General features: G+C 68.3%; 22 protein-coding genes. 16 read left to right on the forward strand and 6 right to left on the reverse strand.

Annotation, left to right across the window (positions count from 1 at the left end; translation table 11 throughout):
* The first annotated feature begins 48 nt into the window (after nucleotides 1-48).
* Nucleotides 49-1,038, forward strand: coding sequence for a tRNA lysidine(34) synthetase TilS (gene tilS / locus N4R40_RS04885; protein WP_261606251.1), 990 nt, complete (start codon nucleotides 49-51; stop codon nucleotides 1,036-1,038).
* 14 nt (nucleotides 1,039-1,052) lie between these two features.
* Here the strand turns inward: tilS and N4R40_RS04890 are convergent, their stop codons facing one another.
* Nucleotides 1,053-1,577: a DUF937 domain-containing protein gene (locus N4R40_RS04890; RefSeq protein ID WP_261606252.1), complete on the reverse strand. Its 525-nt coding sequence runs from the start codon at nucleotides 1,575-1,577 to the stop codon at nucleotides 1,053-1,055.
* A gap of 112 nt (nucleotides 1,578-1,689) precedes the next feature.
* On the opposite strand from N4R40_RS04890, the gene hpt reads away from it, so the two are divergent.
* The 11 genes from hpt (at nucleotide 1,690) to lysS (ending at nucleotide 11,785) form a co-directional block, all read left to right on the forward strand.
* Nucleotides 1,690-2,241, forward strand: a complete 552-nt coding sequence (hpt, locus tag N4R40_RS04895) for a hypoxanthine phosphoribosyltransferase (protein WP_261606253.1) — start codon at nucleotides 1,690-1,692, stop codon at nucleotides 2,239-2,241.
* Between the two features lie 230 nt (nucleotides 2,242-2,471).
* Nucleotides 2,472-4,478: an ATP-dependent zinc metalloprotease FtsH gene (gene ftsH, locus N4R40_RS04900; protein WP_261606254.1), complete on the forward strand. Its 2,007-nt coding sequence runs from the start codon at nucleotides 2,472-2,474 to the stop codon at nucleotides 4,476-4,478.
* A gap of 10 nt (nucleotides 4,479-4,488) precedes the next feature.
* Nucleotides 4,489-5,079, forward strand: coding sequence for a GTP cyclohydrolase I (folE, locus tag N4R40_RS04905; RefSeq protein ID WP_261606255.1), 591 nt, complete (start codon nucleotides 4,489-4,491; stop codon nucleotides 5,077-5,079).
* Nucleotides 5,079-5,882, forward strand: coding sequence for a dihydropteroate synthase (folP, locus tag N4R40_RS04910; protein WP_261606256.1), 804 nt, complete (start codon nucleotides 5,079-5,081; stop codon nucleotides 5,880-5,882). Before folE ends, folP begins: the two co-directional genes overlap by 1 nt.
* Nucleotides 5,879-6,247, forward strand: coding sequence for a dihydroneopterin aldolase (gene folB / locus N4R40_RS04915; protein WP_261606257.1), 369 nt, complete (start codon nucleotides 5,879-5,881; stop codon nucleotides 6,245-6,247). The genes folP and folB overlap by 4 nt, the downstream gene beginning before the upstream one ends.
* Nucleotides 6,244-6,780, forward strand: coding sequence for a 2-amino-4-hydroxy-6-hydroxymethyldihydropteridine diphosphokinase (folK, locus tag N4R40_RS04920; protein WP_261606258.1), 537 nt, complete (start codon nucleotides 6,244-6,246; stop codon nucleotides 6,778-6,780). Before folB ends, folK begins: the two co-directional genes overlap by 4 nt.
* Entirely contained in the window at nucleotides 6,777-7,271 is a 495-nt protein-coding gene (locus tag N4R40_RS04925; RefSeq protein ID WP_261606259.1) for a DUF3180 domain-containing protein, read from the forward strand. The genes folK and N4R40_RS04925 overlap by 4 nt, the downstream gene beginning before the upstream one ends.
* On the forward strand, nucleotides 7,216-7,824 hold the full coding sequence (locus tag N4R40_RS04930; RefSeq protein ID WP_261606260.1) for a PH domain-containing protein: 609 nt from the start codon (nucleotides 7,216-7,218) through the stop codon (nucleotides 7,822-7,824). The genes N4R40_RS04925 and N4R40_RS04930 overlap by 56 nt, the downstream gene beginning before the upstream one ends.
* Nucleotides 7,821-9,521: a PH domain-containing protein gene (locus N4R40_RS04935; protein ID WP_261606261.1), complete on the forward strand. Its 1,701-nt coding sequence runs from the start codon at nucleotides 7,821-7,823 to the stop codon at nucleotides 9,519-9,521. The genes N4R40_RS04930 and N4R40_RS04935 overlap by 4 nt, the downstream gene beginning before the upstream one ends.
* Complete coding sequence (locus tag N4R40_RS04940; protein ID WP_261606262.1) at nucleotides 9,518-10,195, forward strand: DUF2520 domain-containing protein; 678 nt, start codon at nucleotides 9,518-9,520, stop codon at nucleotides 10,193-10,195. The genes N4R40_RS04935 and N4R40_RS04940 overlap by 4 nt, the downstream gene beginning before the upstream one ends.
* 63 nt (nucleotides 10,196-10,258) lie before the next feature.
* Nucleotides 10,259-11,785: a lysine--tRNA ligase gene (gene lysS, locus N4R40_RS04945; RefSeq protein ID WP_261606263.1), complete on the forward strand. Its 1,527-nt coding sequence runs from the start codon at nucleotides 10,259-10,261 to the stop codon at nucleotides 11,783-11,785.
* On the opposite strand, the gene N4R40_RS04950 is transcribed toward lysS, so the two are convergent.
* On the reverse strand, nucleotides 11,778-12,887 hold the full coding sequence (locus N4R40_RS04950) for a DUF4192 domain-containing protein (protein WP_261606264.1): 1,110 nt from the start codon (nucleotides 12,885-12,887) through the stop codon (nucleotides 11,778-11,780). The genes lysS and N4R40_RS04950 overlap by 8 nt on opposite strands.
* Before the next feature lie 116 nt (nucleotides 12,888-13,003).
* Here N4R40_RS04950 and N4R40_RS04955 point away from each other — a divergent pair, with 116 nt between their 5' ends.
* The 3 genes from N4R40_RS04955 to N4R40_RS04965 all read left to right on the forward strand — a co-directional run bounded on the left by N4R40_RS04955 (nucleotide 13,004) and on the right by N4R40_RS04965 (nucleotide 15,512).
* The gene (locus tag N4R40_RS04955) at nucleotides 13,004-13,195 is read left to right on the forward strand and encodes a hypothetical protein (protein WP_261606265.1); all 192 of its coding nucleotides are present in this window, start codon (nucleotides 13,004-13,006) and stop codon (nucleotides 13,193-13,195) included.
* A 73-nt stretch (nucleotides 13,196-13,268) separates the two neighbouring features.
* On the forward strand, nucleotides 13,269-14,741 hold the full coding sequence (cls, locus tag N4R40_RS04960) for a cardiolipin synthase (RefSeq protein ID WP_261606266.1): 1,473 nt from the start codon (nucleotides 13,269-13,271) through the stop codon (nucleotides 14,739-14,741).
* 63 nt (nucleotides 14,742-14,804) lie between these two features.
* Nucleotides 14,805-15,512: a hypothetical protein gene (locus N4R40_RS04965; RefSeq protein WP_261606267.1), complete on the forward strand. Its 708-nt coding sequence runs from the start codon at nucleotides 14,805-14,807 to the stop codon at nucleotides 15,510-15,512.
* A gap of 223 nt (nucleotides 15,513-15,735) precedes the next feature.
* Here the strand turns inward: N4R40_RS04965 and N4R40_RS04970 are convergent, their stop codons facing one another.
* Genes N4R40_RS04970 through N4R40_RS04980 form a run of 3 tightly spaced genes read right to left on the reverse strand, consistent with a single transcriptional unit; the run spans nucleotide 15,736 to nucleotide 17,317 of the window.
* Nucleotides 15,736-15,963, reverse strand: a complete 228-nt coding sequence (locus tag N4R40_RS04970; protein ID WP_261606268.1) for a helix-turn-helix domain-containing protein — start codon at nucleotides 15,961-15,963, stop codon at nucleotides 15,736-15,738.
* Nucleotides 15,960-16,715 carry a hypothetical protein gene (locus N4R40_RS04975; protein ID WP_261606269.1) on the reverse strand — a complete coding sequence of 252 codons (756 nt, stop codon included), beginning with the start codon at nucleotides 16,713-16,715 and terminating at the stop codon, nucleotides 15,960-15,962. The genes N4R40_RS04970 and N4R40_RS04975 overlap by 4 nt, the downstream gene beginning before the upstream one ends.
* Nucleotides 16,715-17,317, reverse strand: coding sequence for a hypothetical protein (locus N4R40_RS04980; RefSeq protein WP_261606270.1), 603 nt, complete (start codon nucleotides 17,315-17,317; stop codon nucleotides 16,715-16,717). The genes N4R40_RS04975 and N4R40_RS04980 overlap by 1 nt, the downstream gene beginning before the upstream one ends.
* Before the next feature lie 269 nt (nucleotides 17,318-17,586).
* Between N4R40_RS04980 and N4R40_RS04985 the strand changes: the two genes are divergently transcribed.
* A complete protein-coding gene (locus N4R40_RS04985) occupies nucleotides 17,587-20,112 on the forward strand; it encodes an ATP-dependent Clp protease ATP-binding subunit (protein WP_261606271.1) in 2,526 nt (841 codons plus the stop codon).
* A gap of 63 nt (nucleotides 20,113-20,175) precedes the next feature.
* On the opposite strand, the gene N4R40_RS04990 is transcribed toward N4R40_RS04985, so the two are convergent.
* Nucleotides 20,176-21,168, reverse strand: coding sequence for a zinc-binding metallopeptidase family protein (locus N4R40_RS04990; RefSeq protein ID WP_261606272.1), 993 nt, complete (start codon nucleotides 21,166-21,168; stop codon nucleotides 20,176-20,178).
* Between the last annotated feature and the right edge of the window lie 25 nt (nucleotides 21,169-21,193).

A 21,193-nucleotide genomic window follows, 5' to 3' on the forward strand; every position in this document is an offset into this window, starting at 1 on the left:
GACGGCGCGGCCGAGTGAGAGGCGCAATCGCGGCGATAGCGTGGGGGCATGGAGCACCGACCAGGCCTCGATCCCGCCGTCGCCGAGATCCGCCGCGCCGTGCGGGCAGCGCTCGCCGGCGTCGACGGGTCGGTCGTGATCGGGCTTTCCGGCGGCGCCGACTCGCTCGCCCTCACCGCAGCGGTCGCCTTCGAGGCGCCGAAGCTTGGGATAGCGGCGACGGCGGTGGTCATCGATCATGGGCTGCAGTCCGGTTCCGACATCGTCGCGACGCGAGCGGTCGCCGCCGCACAGCAGCTCGGGCTCGAGGCCCGCACGGTCCGGGTCACGGTCGGCGGAGACGGCGGACTCGAGGCGGCCGCGCGTGACGCGCGTCGCACGGCTCTGCGGGATGCGGCATGCACCGCTGGCGCGCGCACGATCCTGCTGGCGCACACGCTCGACGACCAGGCCGAGACGGTCCTCATCGGCCTCGCCCGCGGCTCCGGCGCCACGAGCCTGGCGGGGATGGCCCCTCTTCGCCACGACGACGACCTGGTCTGGCTGCGTCCGCTCCTGGGGGTCCGCCGCGAGGCGACCCGGGCCGCGTGTGTCGCGCAGGGGCTTCCCGCGTGGCACGACCCGCACAACCTCGATCGCCGATTCTTGCGGGTGCGGGTGCGTCAAGACGTCCTGCCGGTGCTCGAGGACGGACTCGGCCCCGGCGTCGCCGAGGCGCTGGCGCGCACCGCCGAGCAGTTGCGGGAGGATGCCGCGGCGTTCGCCGAGATGATCGACGAAACGATCGAAGACATCGTGGAGCCGGCCGAAGCGGGCATCGCTGTGTCGGTGGCGGCACTGGCGGCCAACCCCGCGGCGCTCCGGAATCGGATCATCCGGCACGTCGTCCACAGCGAATTCGGTCAGAGCCTGACCCGAGCGCAGACGATCGAAGTCGCGCGGCTGGTCACCGACTGGCGCGGGCAGGGTCCGATCGACCTGCCCGGCTGCCGTGCGTCACGCCGCGGCGCGGTGATCGAGTTCACCGCCGCGGCGTAACGCTGCGGCATCCGCTACTTCTTGCCGCCCAAGAGGCCCCCGAGCAGGCCACCGATGTCGAAGCCGCCGCCGGTCTGCTGACCGCCGCCACCCAGGAGACCGCCGATCAGGTCGCCGATGCCGCCGCCTGAGCCCGCCGAGGCCGCGCCGCCGGACTGGTTCTTGGCCAGCATGCCCATCACGACCGGCGCGAGCATGGGGAGGAGTTTGCCGAAGTCGATGCCCGCGGTCTGCGGCGCCTCGGTGAGGCTCTGCGCGACCTGTTGCTCCCGGCCGCCGAAGACGTGGCCGAGGATCTTCTCGCCGTCGGCGGTGTCCAGGGCATCCACATCGACCGCGTCGCCGACACCGGCGTGCTTGCCGAGCGCGGCTTCGATCGCCGACGCACCCTCGGGCGTCTCGGCGTTCTTCTGCAGGCCGCTGAGAATCGCGCCACCGCCCTGCTCCACCGCAGCCTGTGCGGTGGCCGGGTCGACCCCGAGTTTCGCGGCGATCTGATCGATCGGCAGCATCTTGAGAACGTCGTCCAGTCCAGCCATTTCGGGCTCCTCACGCGTGTCTGAGCGGGCGTCCTTGCCCGGTGGGCCACAGTCTAGGTTCGGCGTGGACGGGGTGTCACGCACGATGTGGCGGGCGGCGTAGGCTCGATGCATGCGCGCGACCGACATCGCTGACCAACTCTCCACGGTGCTGGTGACCGAGGAGCAGATCCACGCCAAGCTCGAAGAGCTCGCGGAGCAGGTCGCCGCCGATTATGACGGGAGCGAGCTCCTCTTGGTCGGGGTGCTGAAGGGCGCCGTCATGGTCATGGCGGACTTCTCTCGGCGCCTCCCCCGCCACATCTCGATGGACTGGATGGCGGTCTCCTCCTACGGCGCCGGCACGAAATCGAGCGGCGTCGTGCAGATCCGCAAGGACCTGGACACCGACCTGACCGGCAAGCATGTGCTGATCGTCGAGGACATCATCGACTCCGGGCTCACCCTCAGCTGGCTGCTCGAGAACTTCGCGTCGCGCGGGGCGGAGTCGGTCGAAGTGCTCGCCCTGCTGCGCAAGCCGGAGGCCGCCAAGGTCGAGATCGACTGCCGCTACGTCGGGTTCGACATCCCCAACGACTTCGTCGTCGGCTACGGCCTGGACTACGCCGAGAAGTACCGGAACCTCCGCGACGTCGCGGTGCTCGCTCCCCACATCTACAGCTGACAGGCGGCTCCCCGGCATCCGCCCGTCACGATCGCCGCAGATTGTCGACATCTCCGCACCGATGGGGGCGTCCGGCTGCGGAGTTCGCGACATTCTGCGGGGATCGTCATGGCAGTGGGTGAAGGGCAGTAGGTGAGGGGCGCGGCGTGGATGCCGTCAGGCTCCGCCCGGGTTCGCCCTGCGCGAATGCACAGTCCTCGCATAGCCCGCCGTTGTAGCCTGAACGGACCATGGACTTCAAGAAGCTCACGCGCAATCCGTTCATCTACGTATTGCTCATCGGCGCCCTTTTGCTGATCGGGATGTCGCTGATCTCGACGCTCACCGGTGCGAAGCAGATCACCACGCAGCAGGGTCTCGAGCTCTTGTCGGGCGACACCGTCACCGAGGTGACCAATACCGACGGTGACCAGCGTGTCGATTTGAAGCTCTCCAGTGACTTCGAGGGCTCGTCGAACGTGCAGTTCTATTACGTGAACGCGCGCTCTGACGAGGTCGTCGCCGCGATCGACGCGGCCGACCCGGCGGACGGTTTCGACGATGTCGTGCCGCGTACGACCTTCTTCGAGAGCATGCTCTCGCTCCTGCTGCCGCTGCTTCTCCTCGGCGTGCTCTTCTGGTTCTTCTTCTCAGCTGCTCAGGGCGGCAACAGCAAGGTCATGCAGTTCGGCAAGTCGCGGGCCAAGCTCGTGACGAAGGAGACCCCGACCGTCACGTTCGCCGATGTCGCCGGCGCCGACGAGGCGATCGAGGAAATGCAGGAAATCAAGGACTTCCTGAAGGACCCGGCGAAGTTCCAGGCCGTCGGCGCCCGCATCCCGAAGGGCGTGCTGCTGTACGGCCCTCCCGGAACCGGTAAGACGCTCCTCGCCCGCGCCGTCGCGGGCGAGGCCGGTGTGCCGTTCTACTCGATTTCCGGATCGGACTTCGTCGAGATGTTCGTCGGCGTCGGCGCGAGCCGCGTCCGCGACCTCTTCAACCAGGCGAAGGAGAACGCCCCCGCGATCATCTTCATCGATGAGATCGACGCTGTCGGTCGTCACCGTGGTGCCGGCATGGGTGGCGGCCACGACGAACGCGAGCAGACCCTCAACCAGATGCTGGTGGAGATGGACGGCTTCGATCCCAAGGCATCCGTTCTCGTGATCGCGGCGACGAACCGTCCCGACATCCTCGACCCCGCGCTGCTGCGTCCCGGCCGGTTCGACCGCCAGATCGGTGTGGATGCCCCTGACCTCAAGGGTCGCCAGCGCATTCTCGAAGTGCACGGTCGCGGCAAGCCCTTGTCGAGCTCGGTCGACCTCGCCGTCGTCGCGCGGAAGACCCCGGGCTTCACCGGTGCCGACCTCGCCAACGTCCTCAACGAAGCCGCGCTCCTCACGGCACGCAGCAACGCGCAACTCATCGACATGCGCGCCCTCGACGAGGCGATCGACCGCGTCATCGCCGGTCCGCAGCGCCGCACGCGCGTCATGCGCGATCGGGAAAAGCTCATCACGGCCTACCACGAGGGTGGGCACGCGCTGGCCGCCGCCGCGATGAACAACACCGACCCCGTGACGAAGGTCACGATCCTCCCGCGCGGCAAGGCCCTGGGCTACACGATGGTGCTGCCCCTCGAGGACAAGTACTCCGTCACCCGCAACGAGCTCCAGGATCAGCTCGCGTACGCGATGGGTGGCCGCGTCGCGGAGGAGATCGTGTTCCACGATCCGACCACGGGCGCGTCCAACGACATCGAGAAGGCCACCGGCATCGCCCGCAAGATGGTCACCGAGTACGGCATGACCAACGACGTCGGCCCGGTCAAGCTCGGCTCGTCGTCGGGTGAGGTCTTCATGGGCCGCGACATGGGTCATGGCCGCGACTTCAGCGAGCGGATCGCCGAGCAGGTCGACGGCCAGGTGCGTGCCCTCATCGAGCAGGCGCACAACGAGGCGTACGAGGTCATCAACGCGAACCGCGACGTCCTCGACAAGCTCGCGTTGGAGCTCCTCGAGAAGGAGACGCTCGATCACATCGAGCTCGCCGAGATCTTCAAGGACGTCAAGAAGCTCCCGCCGCGTCCGCAGTGGCTGTCGTCGTCCGAGCGTCCTGTGTCGACGCTCCCGCCGGTCGCTGTGCCGCGTCGGCAGGACGCCGGGCTTGCCGCGTCGACTCCGGCCGAGGCGGCGACGGTGGTTGAGAAGGCCTCCGCTCACCACGCGACCGGGCAGGCCCGACCGGCGACAGCCTAGGCTTCACCACGTGGCCGTCGATCGAGACCGCGTCGCTGCAGCCGTGCGCGACATCCTCGCCGCGATCGGGGAAGACCCCGACCGCCCGGGGTTGAAGGCGACCCCGCAGCGTGTCGCCGACACGTACGCCGAGTTCTTCGCCGGGGTCGGGGAGGATGCTGCGGCCCCCCTCGCGCACACTATTTCGGTGTCGCGGGGTCCGGCGCCGGACACGCTCCCGTCGGGCGCCGTGCTGCTGCGCGGCGTGCGCTTCCGCTCGGTGTGCGAGCATCACCTGCTCCCGTTCACCGGTCACGCGCACGTCGCGTATCTGCCCGGGGAGCAGGTCGTGGGACTCGGCGCGCTGCCGAAGGTCATCGACACGCTCGCCGCTCGCCCTCAGGTGCAGGAGCGTCTCGGCGAGCAGATCGCGGACACGCTCGCCGGGTCCCTCGACGCGCGCGGTGTACTCGTCGTCCTCGACGCCGTGCACCAGTGCGTCACGACGCGCGGCGGCCGGCAAAGCGAAGCATCCACCCTCACGATCGCGGCGCGCGGCGAACTGGCCGACCCGGCCGCTCGTGCCGAGATCATCGCGCTCCTGACCGGATCGGCGCCCTGATGACGCTCGTGATGGGGATCCTCAATGTGACACCCGACTCGTTCAGCGACGGCGGACGGTTCCTCGGTGTCGACGAGGCGATCGCGCACGCGCATGCTCTTGCCGCGTCCGGTGCGGACATCATCGACGTCGGTGGGGAGTCGACGCGGCCCGGCGCGACTCGGGTGACGTCCGAGGCCGAGCAGGTGCGAGTGCTCGATCTGATCCAGGCGATCGCGTTGCCGACACTGCCGACGATCAGCATCGACACCATGAACGCGAGCACGGCGCTCGCGGCCGTCGCCGCCGGCGTGCGGATCGTCAACGATGTCTCCGGCGGCCTTGCCGACCCCGACATGCTGCCGGCGGTCGCGACCACGGACGCCGACATCGTTCTGCAGCACTGGCGCGGGCACTCGGCCGACATGTACGCCCGTGCGCACTACGACGACATCGTCAGCGAGGTCATCGGCGAACTCGCCGCGCGCACGCAGGCGGCGGTGGATGCCGGCATCCCCCGCGAACGGATCATCCTCGACCCGGGTTTCGGTTTCGGCAAAGAACCGGCCGACAACTGGCTGCTCGCCCGGGAGCTTTCGCGCCTCACCGCTCAGGGTCACCGCGTGCTCGTCGGCACGAGCCGCAAGCGCATGATCGCCGAGGTCGCCGGCGCGGGCGAGCGAGACACGGACATCGCGACGGCGGTCACGAGCGTGCTGGCGGCGCAGGCCGGAGCGTGGGCTGTGCGCGTGCACGACGTCGCGACGACCCGGCTGGCGCTGCGCACCTGGCGCGCCTGGACGGGATCAGGAGAGGGATCATGACCGACCGCATCACGCTCACCGGTATCCGGGCGACCGGATACCACGGCGTCTACGACCACGAGCGCCGGGACGGGCAGATCTTCGTCGTCGACGTCGTGCTCGAACTCTCGCTGCGCGACGCGGCAGCCTCCGATGATGTCGCCGACACGATCCACTACGGCGAACTGGCCGAGCAGGTCGCGGCCGTCCTCGCGGGCGAGCCGGTGAACCTCCTCGAGACGCTGGCCGAGCGCATCGCCGGAGTGGCGCTGAGCCACGCACGGGTGGATGCCGTCGAGGTCACCGTGCACAAGCCGCAGGCGCCGATCACGGTCGCTTTCGGCGATGTCAGTGTGACGGTCCGCCGAGAGCGGGACAGTCGATGAACCGCCGCCTCGCCCAGGGGTTCAGCGGCGACGAACCGACCGAGGCTGCTTCGGACGTCGTGGCCGTGGTCGCGATCGGCGCGAATCTCGGCCACCGTCACGAGACCATCGCGGAGGCGCTCAAAGATCTCGCGCGCCTGCCGCTGACGACGAACGTGCTTGCGGCCGAGCCGATCGAAACCGTCGCCGTCACCCCCTCCGGCCCCGATCCCGACGCTCCGGCCTACCTCAACACCGTCGCGCTGCTGACGACCCGCCTCGCCCCGAGCATGTTGCTGACGTATCTGCAGGCGATCGAAGCGCGGCACGGGCGCGAGCGCACCGTGCGCTGGGGGGACCGCACGCTCGACCTCGACCTCATCGCCCATGGTGACGTGCGTACGCGGTCATCACGGTTGACCTTGCCGCATCCGCGCGCGGCGGAGCGCGAGTTCGTTCTCGAGCCGTGGTCGCGCATCGATCCGGATGCTGTCCTGCCCGGTCACGGTGCGATCGTCGACCTGCTGGCCCGCCTCCGCGAGGACCGGTCGTGAAGCGCACCGGAACGGCCGTCCTGTTCGGCGCCGGAATCCTCGGTGTGGTGCTCGGGTTCGGCGTCGACCAGCTGCTGACGGCGACGGGCCGGCCCACATTCACGCCGTCGATCCTGCTCCCGATCCTGTTGATCATGCTCGCCGCGGCGACGGTGCTGATGGCACTTCCGATTCGCCGCGCGATCACCGGTGCGAGCACGACACCGGTCGACCCGTTCCGGTCGCTGCGGGTGGCGATGTTGGCGAAAGCGTCGGCGATCGTCGGGTCCGTCGTGGCTGGAGTCGGGCTCGGGCTTCTCGCGTTTTTGTTCACCCGCCCCGTCTCGCCCTCGTTAGGCTCGTCCGGAGCGGTGCTCGCCGCGATCGTCGGAGGCATCGTCCTCCTGATCGCCGGTGTGATCGCCGAACGCCTCTGCACGATCCGGAAGGAAGACGATGACGACCAGCCCGGACCAGCCGACCCCGGCTTCGGATACTCCCACCACGACTGACGCCGAACCGCGTTCGGACACGGACGTGGTGTTGGATGCCGGAACCTACGACGCCATTCTCGAACCGCGCAGCCCCCACCGGCTGCCGCTGGACGGCACGTGGCATCAGATCTCACGCAAATACGTCACGGTGCAGCTGATCTCCACGGGTGTGTTCCTCGCACTGGTGCTCGCGGTCGCGCTGGTGTTCTCGCTCGTCTGGCATCAGATCTGGATCTGGATTCCGGCCGGAATCGTGCTGGCGATCACCCTCTGGACGCTCGCGATCCTGCCGCGCCAGGCGCGGGCCTATGGATACCGCCTGCGCGACGACGACCTCGTGTTCCGCCGCGGCATCCTCTGGCAGCGCATCGTGGCCGTCCCGTACGGGCGCATGCAGCTCGTCGACATCACCCACGGTCCACTCGATCGCGGCTTCGGCATCGCGCAGCTCAAGCTCGTGACCGCCGCTGCCTCCACCGCCGTCACGATTCCGGGGCTGGATCAGGCCGCGGCCGAGGTCCTCCGCGACACGCTCATCGCGGTGGCTGAGACCCGTCGGACCGGACTGTGACCGACCCCTCGACCGGTGCGGACTCCGGGGCGGGGGCGCCGCCGGCTGCTGCCGTGCGGTCTGGGCTCAGCGACGGCGAATGGCATCGGCTGCACCCGCTGACTCCGCTCCTGCGGGGTGGACTCTTCCTTCTGGTCGTTCTCGGCATCGTTGTGACGAACCTCCGCGATCGCGTGATCGGCCTCTTTCTGCCGGAGGATGTCGATGTCGATCTCAGCGGCCCGGAGGGGGATGCGATCGACTACATCTTCGCGAACAACCTGATCCTCATCGCGCTCCTCGGGATGCTGGGAATCCTGATCATCGTCATCGCCGTGCTGTACGTCATGTGGCGCGCCCACACGTTCCGGATCACCGGCGACGACGTCGAGGTGCGCTCCGGTGTGCTCTTCCGCACGCACCGACGGGCGCCGCTCGACCGCGTGCAGGGGGTCAACCTCACCCGGCCGATGATCGCGCGCCTGCTCGGCATGGCCAAGCTCGAGGTCGTCGGCGCGGGGCTCGATGCGAACGTCAAGCTCGATTACCTCTCGACGGTGAACGCAGAAGAGGTGCGTGCCGACATCCTGCGCCTCGCCTCGGGCCGGCAGCTCGACGCCGTCCGCGCGGCCGACGCGCGCGGGTCGCGCTCTGCGGCGGCGGCGGCGGCCGTCGAGGCCGGCCTGACGGGGCTCATTCTGGGCGCGGAGGGTCCGGTCGACGAGCCCGAATCGGTCGTCCATATCCCGACCGGGCGGGTCATCGCCTCGCATCTGCTCTCCGACTCGACGATCTGGCTGCTGCTGCTCATCACGGGACTCGTCGCCGGGTCGATCTTCGGTACGCCCTGGGTGCTCTTCACGATCATCCCGACGCTCATCGCGTTCGCGACGTACTGGTTCCGCTCGATCACGCGCGCGCTGCGCTACTCGGTCGCCCCGACGCCGTCCGGCATGCGGATCACGTTCGGTCTGTTCACGACGATCACCGAGACACTGCCGCCGGGCCGCATCCATGCGATCGAGGTGCGTCAGCCGCTTTTCTGGCGCCCCGCGAACTGGTGGTCGGTCAGGGTCAATCGGCTTTCCGGTCGGGCGGCGACCGACACCTCCACTCAGCAGTTCGCCGAGGTCCTCCCGGTCGGGACCCTCGCCGACGTCGACCGTGTGCTGCGGCTCATGCTGCCGACGCTGCCGGCGGACGAGTGGACGACGGCGGTGCCGACCGGCATCCTTGGGGGAACGAAAGAGCCGATGGATGGCGATTTCTACACCACGACGCCGCGCCGGGCCCGCTGGATGCGGATCTTCTCCTGGCGTCGCAACGGGTTCCTCCTCACCGACGATGCCCTGTATCTGCGCCGAGGGATCCTGCGCCGGACGCTCGTCATCCTTCCCCTCGCGCGACTGCAGTCGGTGCGGATCGCCCAGGGCCCCCTTGCGCGGCTCGCGCGCACGGCGGCGGTCACCGGTCACACGGTGCTCGGCCAGGTTTCCGGACATCTGGGTGCGGTGGATGCCGGCGATGCCTACGAACTGTGGTCGCACGTCGCGGCCGGTTCCGTCGCCGCCGCCGCGGACGACCACTCGCACCGATGGGATGCCGGTGATACCGCGGTCTCCGTCACGTCGTCTCTCGACGCGGGGACGACGGTTGAGCCACGGGTCGACACGCCGCCGGCGGATGTGGCGCTCCCGGCATCCGAGGAACGACCGTGAGCCGCGCCGGGCGGTTGGGCGTCGGGGTGATCGGCGCGGGCCGGGTCGGGCCGGTTCTCGCGGCCGCGTTCGCAGGTGTGGGGCACGCGCTGATCGGGATCACGGCCGGGTCTGACCCGGAGCGCGTCGAGGCCATCCTCCCGGGTGTTCCCGTGCTTCCTGCAGACGAGATCGTCCGGCGCAGCGAACTCGTGGTCCTCGCGGTGCCGCACGACGAACTCCCCGCCCTCGTGGCCGGCATCGCCGAGCTCGGCGGGTGGCAGACCGGTCAACTCGTGATGCACGTCGATCCGTCGTACGGCACCGGCGTGCTCGCGCCGGCCGCGGCGCGCGGCGCCATTCCGCTCGCCGTGCACCCGGCGATCAGCTTCACGGGCACCTCGATCGATCTCCGCCAGCTGCACGACGCGTTCGCCGCCGTCACCGCTCCGACCGCGGTTCTGCCCATCGCGCAGGCTCTGGCGGTCGAACTCGGCTGCGAGCCGGTCGTGATCGCCGAGGACGATCGCCCCGCCTACGGCGAGGCCGTCGCGATTGCGACCGAGTTCGCGGCATCCATCGTGCGCCAATCGGCAGCGCTCCTGCGCCAGGTAGGCGTCGACGAGCCCGGACGCTATCTCGCCGCGGTCCTGCACTCCACGACCGAGCGCGCCCTGACCGCCGTCGACGACTGAAGCGCCGCGAGAGTGGCCGGGAGGGGCGCCGGTAAGATGGGAGGGACTTCGAGGAGCCCGTACATGACGGACAACACCCCCGCCGCTGAGATCGATCCCGCGTCCGAAGAGGACGTCTTCGAGCAGAAAGCCGTACGTCTCGCCAAGCGTGAGCGCCTGCTCACCGAGCGCGTCGACGCCGCCGGCGGACCGTACCCGGTCGCGGTGCCCATGACCGACACGATCCCGGCCCTGCGCGCGCGGTTCGCCGAGCTCGCCGCCGGAGACGAGACCGGGGTCACGGCATCCGTCGCGGGCCGCGTCGTCTTCAGCCGCAACACCGGCAAGCTGTGCTTCGCCTCGCTGCAATCCGGTGACGGCAGCCGCATCCAGGCGATGGTGTCGCTCGCCGAGGTCGGCGAGGAATCACTGCAGGCGTGGAAAGAGCTCGTCGACCTGGGTGACCATGTCTCCGTCACCGGGCAGGTCATCTCCAGCCGCCGTGGCGAGTTGTCGATCATGGTGACCCGCTGGCAGATCGCCGCGAAGGCGTTGCTGCCGTTGCCGAACCTGCACAGCGAGCTCAGCGAGGAGAGCCGCGTGCGTTCGCGCTTCCTCGATCTGATCGTGCGCGATCAGGCGCGGGAGACCGTCCTCGCCCGCGCGAAGGTCAACGCGTCACTGCGCGCGACGTTCACGGATCACGAGTTCATCGAGGTCGAGACCCCCATGCTGCAGGTGCAGCACGGGGGCGCGGCCGCCCGTCCCTTCGTGACGACATCGAACGCGTTCGACGCGGAGCTCTACCTGCGTATCGCTCCCGAGCTCTTCCTCAAGCGCGCCGTCGTCGGCGGCATCGACCGGGTGTTCGAGATCAACCGCAACTTCCGCAACGAGGGCGCCGACTCGACCCACAGCCCCGAGTTCGCGATGCTCGAGGCCTACCAGGCCTACTCCGACTATCACGGCATCGCCGACCTCACACAGGAACTGATCCAGAAGGCCGCGATCGCGGTCGCCGGGTCGACCACCGTCACGTGGGCCGACGGGACCGAGTACGACCTCGGTGGTCAGTGGGACCGCATCTCGATGTACGCGTCGCTGTCGGATGCCGCCGGCCGCACCATCACTCCGGAGACCGCACTTGCGGATCTGCAGGCGCTCGCTGCCGAGGTCGGGGTGGAGGTCCCGGAGAAGGTCGCGACGCACGGGAAGCTCGTCGAAGAGCTCTGGGAGCACTTCGTCAAGGGCGACCTCTCGCGCCCGACTTTCGTCATGGACTTCCCGCTCGACACGAGCCCGCTCGTGCGCGAGCATCGGACGATCCCCGGCGTCGTCGAGAAATGGGACTTGTACGTGCGCGGGTTCGAGCTGGCCACCGGCTACTCGGAACTCGTCGACCCGGTCATCCAGCGCGAGCGGTTCGTCGAACAGGCAAAGCTCGCCGCGCGCGGCGACGACGAGGCGATGCGCGTGGATGAGGAGTTCCTGCGCGCCCTCGAGCACGGCATGCCGCCCACAGGTGGCATGGGCATGGGGATCGACCGGCTGATGATGGCGATCACCGGTCTCGGCATCCGCGAGACGATTCTCTTCCCGCTCGTCAAGTAGCCGGCCGGAACGCCCAATCGGGGATGTGCCCGGCTTGGACGAACGACTGGACGATCTCGGACAGACCATGAGTGGGCTCGATCCGCAGAGCGTCGCGCGTGTAGCGATCGGCGTGCGTCGACCGACCCAGCGCCCAGGACAGCCAGGCGCAGAGCGCGAGCGGACCGGGGCGGTGCGCGCTCGGAGAGAGTGACGCGACCTGTCGGGTGAGCTCGAGCGCCGCCTGCAACCGTTCGACATCGGGGCGGGGGCCTTCGCCCCACATTCGCTCGGCCAGATCGGCCGGGTACGGTGCGCCGTCCTCCCACTTCTGTTGGGCATCGATCGCGCGATCGCCGCCGCTCAGATCGCTCGCCCACTGCACGAGCGCGACATCGCGCAGCGCCGGGCGGGCGAGACACCAGATGAGAACGGCGGCGCGCATCGGGGTGAGAGCGGCGGCATCCCACCCCAGCGCGTCCTCGAACAGCGTCGGCAGATCATCGAGGAGGCAGGCGGACTCGAGTGCCGCGGGGTCCACCCCGTCGACTCGATCCGTCCCCGCCGGGATGCCGCAGATCACCTCCAAGGCCGTTTCGAGCGAGCGCAATGCGGCGCCGACCGCCCGACGGTCGCTCGCGCTGCGCCGGGGGAGAGTCGCGCCACTGGACTGGTCGCCGTCCGGTGCCGGGCCGGGAACAGGGTCGTGCCGGATCAGCTCGCCGAGGGGGCGACCTCCGAGCGGGAGATCCCGATCCAGGTGCGAGCCCCACCCATCGGCCGCGATCGTGAAGGCATCGACGAGCGTCAGCCCGCACGCATCGGCAGACCGGGCGATGGCCTCCGCCAGCTCACGGTGGGGCAGCGCGCCCGCGACAGCGGCATCCGTATAGATGACGATCATCGCCGCGTCCGCCGTCGGGATGCGGCAGAGCATGCCCACGGCGGTCGACGCGACCGAGTCGGAGAGGTCGTCGGGTGGGAGGTCGAGGCGCATGGCGCCGAGACTGCGCCCACGGGCGAGAGGGACGAGCACGACGCTGCGCGTCGGAGTGAAGCCGAGCAGGCTCGGCACGAGAGACAGGAATTGGGCCGCCCCGGAGGCGGTGACGATGGTGGACATGCCGTCGAGCCTGGGGCGCCGGCCTCCGTCGTGGGAGCGGAGAGAGCCGAACGGTGGGGAACTCGTGACGGAGGGCGGTTGGGGAGGAAGCTGTGCGCCCCGCGTACCATGGAGGCATGGACTCGTACTGGCTCGCCGTCATCTGGTCGCTGCTGCCGACCGTCGTCGTGCTCGGGCTGTTCATCTTCGTGCTCCGTTCCATCCTGCGCATGGACCGCACGGAGCGCCGCGTCTACGCCGAGGTCGAGGCCGAAGAGCGCGCGAAGCGCGGTTTGCCCGCCGCGACGAACGAGGATGCCGCAGCCTGACGTCGCCTGCGACGCGCACTCGCTACGCTGAGCGGACCGGCCCTGACGGGTGCGGGACGACAGGGGAGTGTGCGTGGTGAACATCATCGTCGATTGGTCGACGACGTGGGGTGTCTGGGTCGTCCTGGTGATCGACATCATCATCCGCGTCACGGCGATCATCGTCATCCCGCGCAACCGGCGCCCGACCGCGGCGATGGCGTGGCTGCTCGCGATCTACTTCATCCCGTTCATCGGGGTGTTGCTGTTCCTCCTGATCGGCAACCCGCGCCTTCCGCGGAAGCGCCGCAAGAAGCAGGAACAGATCAACGGGTACATTCGCGAGACCAGCCGCGGGTTGGACTTCGGGACGCTGCGCCCTGACGCTGCGGCGTGGTTCACCTCTCTCGTCCGCATGAACCGCAACCTCGGCGCGATGCCGATCGCCGGCGACAATGCGGCGCGCATGATCTCCGACTACCAGGAGAGCCTCGATGCGATGGCGGAAGATATCCGCGCCGCCGAGCGCTACGTGCACGTCGAGTTCTACATCCTGCAGGCCGATGAGTCGACCGACAACTTCTTCCGCGCGATGGAGGAAGCGGCGGCACGCGGTGTCGTGGTGCGCGTGCTGCTCGACCACTGGGCCAACCGCAGCAAGCCCAGGTACAAAGACACCAAGCGGCGCCTGAACGCGATGGGCGCGCACTGGCACGTGATGCTCCCCGTGCAACCACTGCGGGGGAAGTACCAGCGGCCCGACCTCCGCAATCACCGCAAGCTCCTCGTCGTCGACGGGCGCGTGGCCTACACGGGATCGCAGAACGTCACCGATTCGACGTACAACCTGCCGAAGAACATCAAGCGGGGTCTCCACTGGGTCGACATGATGGCACGGCTGGAGGGTCCGATCGTCGCGTCGGTCAACGCCGTGTTTTTGTCCGACTGGTACAGCGAGACCGACGAGACCCTCCTGGAAGAGATCGACCTGTTCGACGTCGCACCCGGCCCCGGCGACCTCGATTGCCAGATCATCCCGTCCGGTCCGGGCTTCGAGTTCCAGAACAATCTGAAGCTCTTCATGGCGCTCCTGTTCGCCGCGCAAAAGAAGATCATCATCGTCAGCCCCTACTTCGTCCCCGACGAGGGGCTGCTCCTCGCGATCACGACCGCGTGTCAACGCGGCGTGCACGTCGAGCTGTTCGTCTCGGAAGAAGGGGATCAGGCGATGGTCTACCACGCGCAGCGCAGCTATTACGAGGCGCTCCTGCGCGGCGGCGTGAAGATCTGGATGTACAAGCGGCCCTACATCCTGCACTCCAAGTCGATGTCGGTCGACGACGAAGTCGCGGTCATCGGCTCGAGCAACATGGACATGCGCTCGTTCGGTTTGAACCTCGAGATCTCGCTCCTGACCCGAGGTCAGGAGTTCGTGGAGCAACTCCGCGCCGTGGAAGACCAATACCGCTCGCAGAGCCGCGAGCTGACGCTGGAGGAGTGGGAGAAGCAGCCGCTGCGGTCTACGGTGCTCGACAACCTCGCCCGTCTCACATCGGCTCTTCAGTGACTCGTTACTGGGGCGTGACCGATCTTCCGGCACCCTCTCAGTACCCCACGAAAGGATAGTGGCATGACCACTCGACGCACCCTCGCCCTGCTCGCTCTCCTCGGAGCAGGCGCCCTCGCCTTCTCCGGATGCGCGAGTACTCCTGCCGCTCCGGGTGCCTCCGGTGGATCGGACGATTCCTCCACCGAGCTCGAGGTCGACGCCGCGTGGCTCGACGGCGGCCGCATGGTCGCGATCGTGACCCAGGGATCCAGCACGTGCGTACCGACGGCATCCAGCGTCACTCTGCAGGCCGACGGTTCGGTCGCGGTGACGCTCGAAGACCCCGCCGGCGACACGGCGTGCACGCGCGATCTCGTGCCGCGCGCGACGGGCGTGCAGCTGCCCGAGGGCGCCAATGGTGACAACGAGCTGGAGCTCGTCGTGACCTACGGCGACATGCGCGGCGACACCGACCTCGACGCCTACTCGGGCGGCCCGGTCGAGGAATACGCACCGTCTGCCGGCTGGATCGATGACGGACAGTTCGCCCTCTTGACCTGGGGATCGTCCTCGTGCGCGCCGATGGTGCAGGATGCCACCGTCGAGGGCGGCAACCAGATCACGGTGACCTTCACCGACCCGCCCGCCGACCAGGTGTGCACCGCCGATATGGCTCCGCGCGTGACGCTGGTCGCCGTGGACGGCGTGGACGACGACGTCGTCGACCTCGCCCTGACCGGTGGCGGCGCCGAGTTCGCGACCCCCGTGAAGCTCGAGGTCGTCGGCTGACACGCGCTGTGACAGGAGCGGGCGCCCTTCTGGGGTGTCCGCTCCTGTCGCGTGTGGGGGGCGCTCCGGGCAACAGGTGGCGCAATCCGCCCTCATCGCCCAGTTGAACCCGCAGTTCGCGCCACCTTATTCGTCTCCACGCCAACGCAGGTGGCGCAATCTGCCCCGTCAGGGCGCCCTGTGGGGCAGATCGCGACCCCTCGTCGGGCGCAACGGGCGCGGCTCAGTCAGCGCGGACGAGGAGCTCGCCGACTTCGCAGTCCAGCACGCGGCAGATCGCCGCCAGCGTCGAGTAGCGGATCGCGCGGGCCCGGTCGTTCTTGAGGATCGACAGGTTCACCACCGAGACGCCGACGAGCTCCGACAGGCGCGCGAGGGTCATCCCGCGTTCCGCGAGCAACTCGTCGAGGCGGCAATGGATGCCGGTGACTTCGTCGTCGGCGGGACTCACACGAGCCCCTCGGTGTCGCGCTGCAGGCGCGACCCGTAGCGGAAGATCGCCGCCAGCGCGGCAAAGCCGAATCCGGCCGCGATGGGCCAGAACGGGAAGGTGATCTCGAAGCCCGGTTGTGGGAGCCACGCCTGCAACACGTCCTCCACGCCGGGGACATCCGGGTACTGGGCGCCCGTCCACCGGAGGAGTTGTTCGGCCGCGCCGATGCCAGCGAGGTCTCCCACCACTTGCGCAACGATGCCGCCGAGTGCGACGACGACAGCGGTGATGGATGCCATGCGCGCGACCGCCGGGGCGAAAGGACGCCCGGCCCGGAGCTGCATGCACGCGCCGGCGATGAGGGCAGCGATCGTCGCGGGGATGAGGAGCGCCACGGCTTGGCTGACAGCCCAGGCGAGCCGCACTCCGAACGAGAGCCCGCCGAGCGTCACATCGGCCGTCGTGAACCCACCCGACACCCGCATTGCCGTGATGCCATCGAGCTCGGTCCCCGGCGGAAGCTGCGGCCAGAATGGCTGCACGGGAATCGTGATCGCGACCTCCGGCGACCACACTGCCAACCCCGCGACGATGAGGGCGCTGACCCCACTGACGACGGCCCAGATCACGGCAACCCACATCGTGAGTCCGATGACGCGGCCACCGGCTGCTGACGTGTCGGGGCGACCTCTCGAGAGCCCGATCCAGAAGACGAGGGCGACGACGCCGATGACGGCGACGGCTGTCGCTGCGAGTCCGATGACATCCATCAGACGAGTCCTTCCGTGTCGCGCTCGAGCCGCATGCCCGCGGCGATGACGTACGAGAGCGCGAGCAACCCGAAGCCGGCCACGATCGGGACGATGTCGAACGAGAACCCCACGACCAGGATGCCGCCGAGCTGATCGTTCAGGTCGGATGCCGCCATCATCTGTCCGAGGCCACGAACGCCCTGGGTGAGCAGGCTGCCGAATGCCAGTGAGCAGGCCGCGAGCAGGATCGCCGGGCGCACCACCCGGTGGAACGGTTTGCCCCGCAGCAGCCGCTCGATCACCAGCCCACTTCCGATCAGGACGCCGGCGATCGTCAGAGCCTGGAGGAAATCGGCGGATGCGAGCATCCAGACGGTGCCGGACGACAGTGCGTCGGACCGCACAGTAACGGTGTCAGCCACCGCGGAGATGACCTCCGCTCCATGGTCGACCGGGCTTTCGGCGAGGAGCGTCACCGGGTATCGCGCGGGGGCGATCACGCGGAACGCGCCTTGGATGAGGCCGCTCGCCGCCCACCAGGCGCCGAAGAAGAACGTCGCCAGGTAGAGAGCGAACGCGAGGGTGCGATCCCAGCGAGACATCAGCGTGCGTTCAGCCACGGCATCCTCCATATCGATAAACATTGTTATCGACAAACGATATGGTGCGAATGCTCCTGAGGTCAAGAGCCCAGTTCGGGGTCGCGTTGTGTCGGTTCCGAAAGCCCCAGGCGGCACGTCACGACCCCGAACCTGGTCGGCGCACGTCGAGAGGGCTCTGATTCGTCATGAGAAGGTATGCCGACGGCGAACACGGGCATACCGGCACGCATCCGTCGTTATCGTCGTTCGTAAGCGCACCCGAGGACTGTGTGCTGGAGGAGCCCAAGATGTTCGAGAGATTCACGGATCGCGCCCGTCGCGTGGTTGTACTCGCCCAAGAAGAGGCGAAGATGCTCAACCACAACTACATCGGTACCGAGCACATCCTGCTCGGCCTCATCCACGAGGGCGAGGGCGTCGCCGCCAAGGCGCTCGAAAGCCTGGGCATTTCGCTCGACGCCGTGCGCGAGCAGGTCCAGGACATCATTGGCCAGGGCCAGCAGCAGCCGACGGGTCACATCCCGTTCACGCCGCGCGCCAAGAAGGTGCTCGAGCTGAGTCTGCGCGAAGCGCTGCAGCTCGGCCACAACTACATCGGCACCGAGCACATCCTGCTCGGCCTCATCCGCGAGGGTGAGGGTGTCGCCGCACAGGTGCTCGTCAAGCTCGGCGCCGACCTGAACAAGGTGCGCCAGCAGGTCATCCAGCTCCTCAGCGGTTACCAGGGCAAGGAGCCCGCGGGCGTCGCCGCCGGTGCCGGCGAGCAGAACAATCAGTCCGCACAGGGCGGTTCGGCGGTCCTCGACCAGTTCGGCCGCAACCTGACGCAGGCCGCGCGCGACAACAAGCTCGACCCCGTGATCGGGCGCGAGAAGGAGATCGAGCGGGTCATGCAGATCCTCTCGCGTCGCTCCAAGAACAACCCCGTCCTGATCGGCGAGCCCGGCGTCGGCAAGACCGCCGTCGTCGAAGGTCTCGCGCAGGCGATCGTGAAGAACGACGTACCCGAGACGCTGAAGGACAAGCAGGTCTACTCGCTCGACCTCGGCTCGCTCATCGCCGGATCCCGCTACCGCGGTGACTTCGAAGAGCGGCTCAAGAAGGTCACCAAGGAGATCCGCACGCGCGGCGACATCATCGTCTTCATCGACGAGATCCACACCCTCGTGGGCGCGGGCGCCGCGGAAGGCGCGATCGACGCGGCCTCGATCCTGAAGCCGCTCCTCGCCCGCGGCGAGCTGCAGACGATCGGCGCGACGACGCTCGACGAGTACCGCAAGCACTTCGAGAAGGATGCCGCGCTCGAGCGCCGCTTCCAGCCGATCCAGGTGGCCGAGCCGAGCCTGCCCCACGCGATCAACATCCTCAAGGGCCTCCGCGACCGCTACGAGGCACACCACAAGGTGCAGATCACCGACGGTGCGATCGTGGCTGCCGCGAACCTCGCCGACCGCTACATCGCGGACCGGTTCCTGCCCGACAAGGCGATCGACCTGATCGACGAGGCCGGCGCCCGCCTGCGCCTGTCGATCCTGTCGAGCCCCCCGGAACTGCGCGAGTTCGACGAGAAGATCGCCAAGGTCCGTGAGGACAAGGAGCTCGCCAGCGAAGAGCAGGACTTCGAGAAGGCCGCGTCGCTGCGCGACGAGGAGAAGTCCCTGCTCGCCGAGCGCCTGCGCCTCGAGAAGCAGTGGCGCTCCGGTGACGTCGCGACCCACGCGGTCGTCGACGAAGGTCTGATCGCCGAGGTTCTGGCGCAGGCCACCGGCATCCCCGTCTTCAAGCTCACCGAGGAAGAGACCAGCCGCCTCGTCTTCATGGAGAAGGCCCTGCACCAGCGGGTCATCGGCCAGGAAGAGGCGATCGCGGCGCTCTCGCGCACGATCCGTCGCCAGCGTGCGGGCCTCAAGGACCCGAAGCGCCCGAGCGGTTCGTTCATCTTCGCCGGCCCCACAGGTGTCGGAAAGACCGAAATGGCCAAGGCGCTCGCCGAGTTCCTGTTCGACGATGAGAGCGCACTGATCTCCCTCGACATGAGCGAGTTCGGCGAGAAGCACACCGTCTCGCGTCTGTTCGGTGCCCCTCCCGGATTCGTCGGATTCGAAGAGGGTGGCCAGCTCACCGAGAAGGTCCGCCGCAAGCCGTTCTCCGTCGTGCTGTTCGACGAGATCGAGAAGGCCCACCCGGACATCTTCAACTCGCTGCTGCAGATCCTCGAAGAGGGTCGCCTGACCGATGGTCAGGGCCGCGTGATCGACTTCAAGAACACGGTCATCATCATGACGACCAACCTCGGTTCGTCGGCGATCGCCGGTGGCCCGGTGGGCTTCCAGGTCGAGGGCAACGCGCAGACGACGTACGAGCGGATGAAGGGCAAGGTCGACGAAGAGCTCAAGCGCCACTTCAAGCCTGAGTTCCTCAACCGTGTCGACGACGTCATCGTCTTCCCGCAGCTGAGCAAGCCTGAACTGCGCCAGATCGTCGGACTGTTCACGAAGCGCCTCGGGGAGCGTCTGCTCGATCGCGACATGACGATCGAGTTGACCGATGCCGCGAAAGACAAGCTGATCGAGATCGGCTTCGACCCGACGCTCGGTGCCCGGCCGCTCCGCCGCGCCATGCAGCGCGAGATCGAGGACCACCTCAGTGAGCGGATCCTCCACGGCGAGCTGAACAGCGGCGACCACGTCAAGGTGGATGTCGAAGACGGCAAGTTCGCGTTCGTGAACGGGCCGCGTGGCGAGAAGGTCGCGGTCGGTGTGACCGCTGCCGGCGCGATCGAGGCCACACCGGACATCGTCGCCGGGGCGTAGTCCTCACACCACGAAGAGCGGATGCCGACGGGCATCCGCTCTTCGTCGTTGTGGCGACGTTTGTCAGGGCGCCGGGCGGAGGGTCGAGACGAAGTCCAGCTTGTCGAGCACGGTCGGGGCCAGCACGAACGGATACAGGTCGTCTTTGCCCATCGAGCGGTTGACGAGGTTCAGGCCTGTGGAGAGCTTCACCCAGACGCTCGCCACGAGGTCGCGGAATCGCGCGTGTCCGAGGAGGTCCGCGGCCGGAAGCAGCCCGTACTCGATGGCCGTCTCGAGGGTGTCGCAGATGTGGAGGTAATGCGCCCACGTCTCCGCGAAGTCCTCGTAGGGGTGCATCGTCGCGTAGGACGAGATGTAGTGCTCGGTCCAGTTCGCCGGGGGACCGTCGGCGTAGTGCCGTCGGATCTCGGCGTCGTAGTCGACGCTCTCGTCGCCGAACAGTTCGCGGCATCGCGCGAGCACCTCGGGGTCGTCTTCGACGAGGCGCCACTGGAAGTAGTGACCGACCTCGTGGCGGAAGTGGCCGAGCATCGTGCGGTACGGCTCGTCGAGTTGCCGGCGGATGCGCTCGCGGTGGGAGTCGTCGCTCTCGGCCAGGTCGATCGTGATGATGCCGTCGCTGTGCGCGATCATGACGGGAGCCAGCGTGCTCGACAGCAGATCGAACGCGAGGCCGCCGGTGGGGTCCTCGCCCTTCGTGACGAGCGGAAAGCCCAACGCATCCAGCTCGGTGATCAGGTGGCGTTTCGCTCGCTCGGCGATCGGGAAGTTCACAAGGCCCGGCGCATCGGTATCGGCCGGGCGGATGCGGGTGAGGTCGCACGAGAAGCACTGCCCTCCCGCCAGTGGTGCGAGCCACGTGCAGCCGGACAGATTGAGGTTGCGGCAGACGTGCCAGATCCACCCGTCCGCGTCGACGTAGACTCCGGAGGCATCGACGGGGACGATCTCCCGCTCGCCGCGCGAGTAGCCGAGCGGCGTACCGCAGGACACGCAGACGGAGTTCTCGAAGTACAGGGGATTGCCGCAGACGCGGCAGCGATAGGCCTTCACCGCCCTAGCGTGTCACAGCGCACGC

Source organism: Microbacterium memoriense, assembly GCF_025398275.1.
GTDB classification, from domain to species: domain Bacteria; phylum Actinomycetota; class Actinomycetes; order Actinomycetales; family Microbacteriaceae; genus Microbacterium; species Microbacterium memoriense.

Bases quoted from the DNA above. Each gene is read 5' to 3' on its own strand.
- tilS (WP_261606251.1), top strand. From the start codon at position 49: ATGGAGCACCGACCAGGCCTCGATCCCGCCGTCGCCGAGATCCGCCGC.
- N4R40_RS04890 (WP_261606252.1), bottom strand. From the start codon at position 1,577: ATGGCTGGACTGGACGACGTTCTCAAGATGCTGCCGATCGATCAGATC.
- hpt (WP_261606253.1), top strand. From the start codon at position 1,690: ATGCGCGCGACCGACATCGCTGACCAACTCTCCACGGTGCTGGTGACC.
- ftsH (WP_261606254.1), top strand. From the start codon at position 2,472: ATGGACTTCAAGAAGCTCACGCGCAATCCGTTCATCTACGTATTGCTC.
- folP (WP_261606256.1), top strand. From the start codon at position 5,079: ATGACGCTCGTGATGGGGATCCTCAATGTGACACCCGACTCGTTCAGC.
- folB (WP_261606257.1), top strand. From the start codon at position 5,879: ATGACCGACCGCATCACGCTCACCGGTATCCGGGCGACCGGATACCAC.
- folK (WP_261606258.1), top strand. From the start codon at position 6,244: ATGAACCGCCGCCTCGCCCAGGGGTTCAGCGGCGACGAACCGACCGAG.
- N4R40_RS04930 (WP_261606260.1), top strand. From the start codon at position 7,216: ATGACGACCAGCCCGGACCAGCCGACCCCGGCTTCGGATACTCCCACC.
- lysS (WP_261606263.1), top strand. From the start codon at position 10,259: ATGACGGACAACACCCCCGCCGCTGAGATCGATCCCGCGTCCGAAGAG.
- N4R40_RS04950 (WP_261606264.1), bottom strand. From the start codon at position 12,887: ATGTCCACCATCGTCACCGCCTCCGGGGCGGCCCAATTCCTGTCTCTC.
- N4R40_RS04955 (WP_261606265.1), top strand. From the start codon at position 13,004: ATGGACTCGTACTGGCTCGCCGTCATCTGGTCGCTGCTGCCGACCGTC.
- N4R40_RS04965 (WP_261606267.1), top strand. From the start codon at position 14,805: ATGACCACTCGACGCACCCTCGCCCTGCTCGCTCTCCTCGGAGCAGGC.
- N4R40_RS04975 (WP_261606269.1), bottom strand. From the start codon at position 16,715: ATGGATGTCATCGGACTCGCAGCGACAGCCGTCGCCGTCATCGGCGTC.
- N4R40_RS04985 (WP_261606271.1), top strand. From the start codon at position 17,587: ATGTTCGAGAGATTCACGGATCGCGCCCGTCGCGTGGTTGTACTCGCC.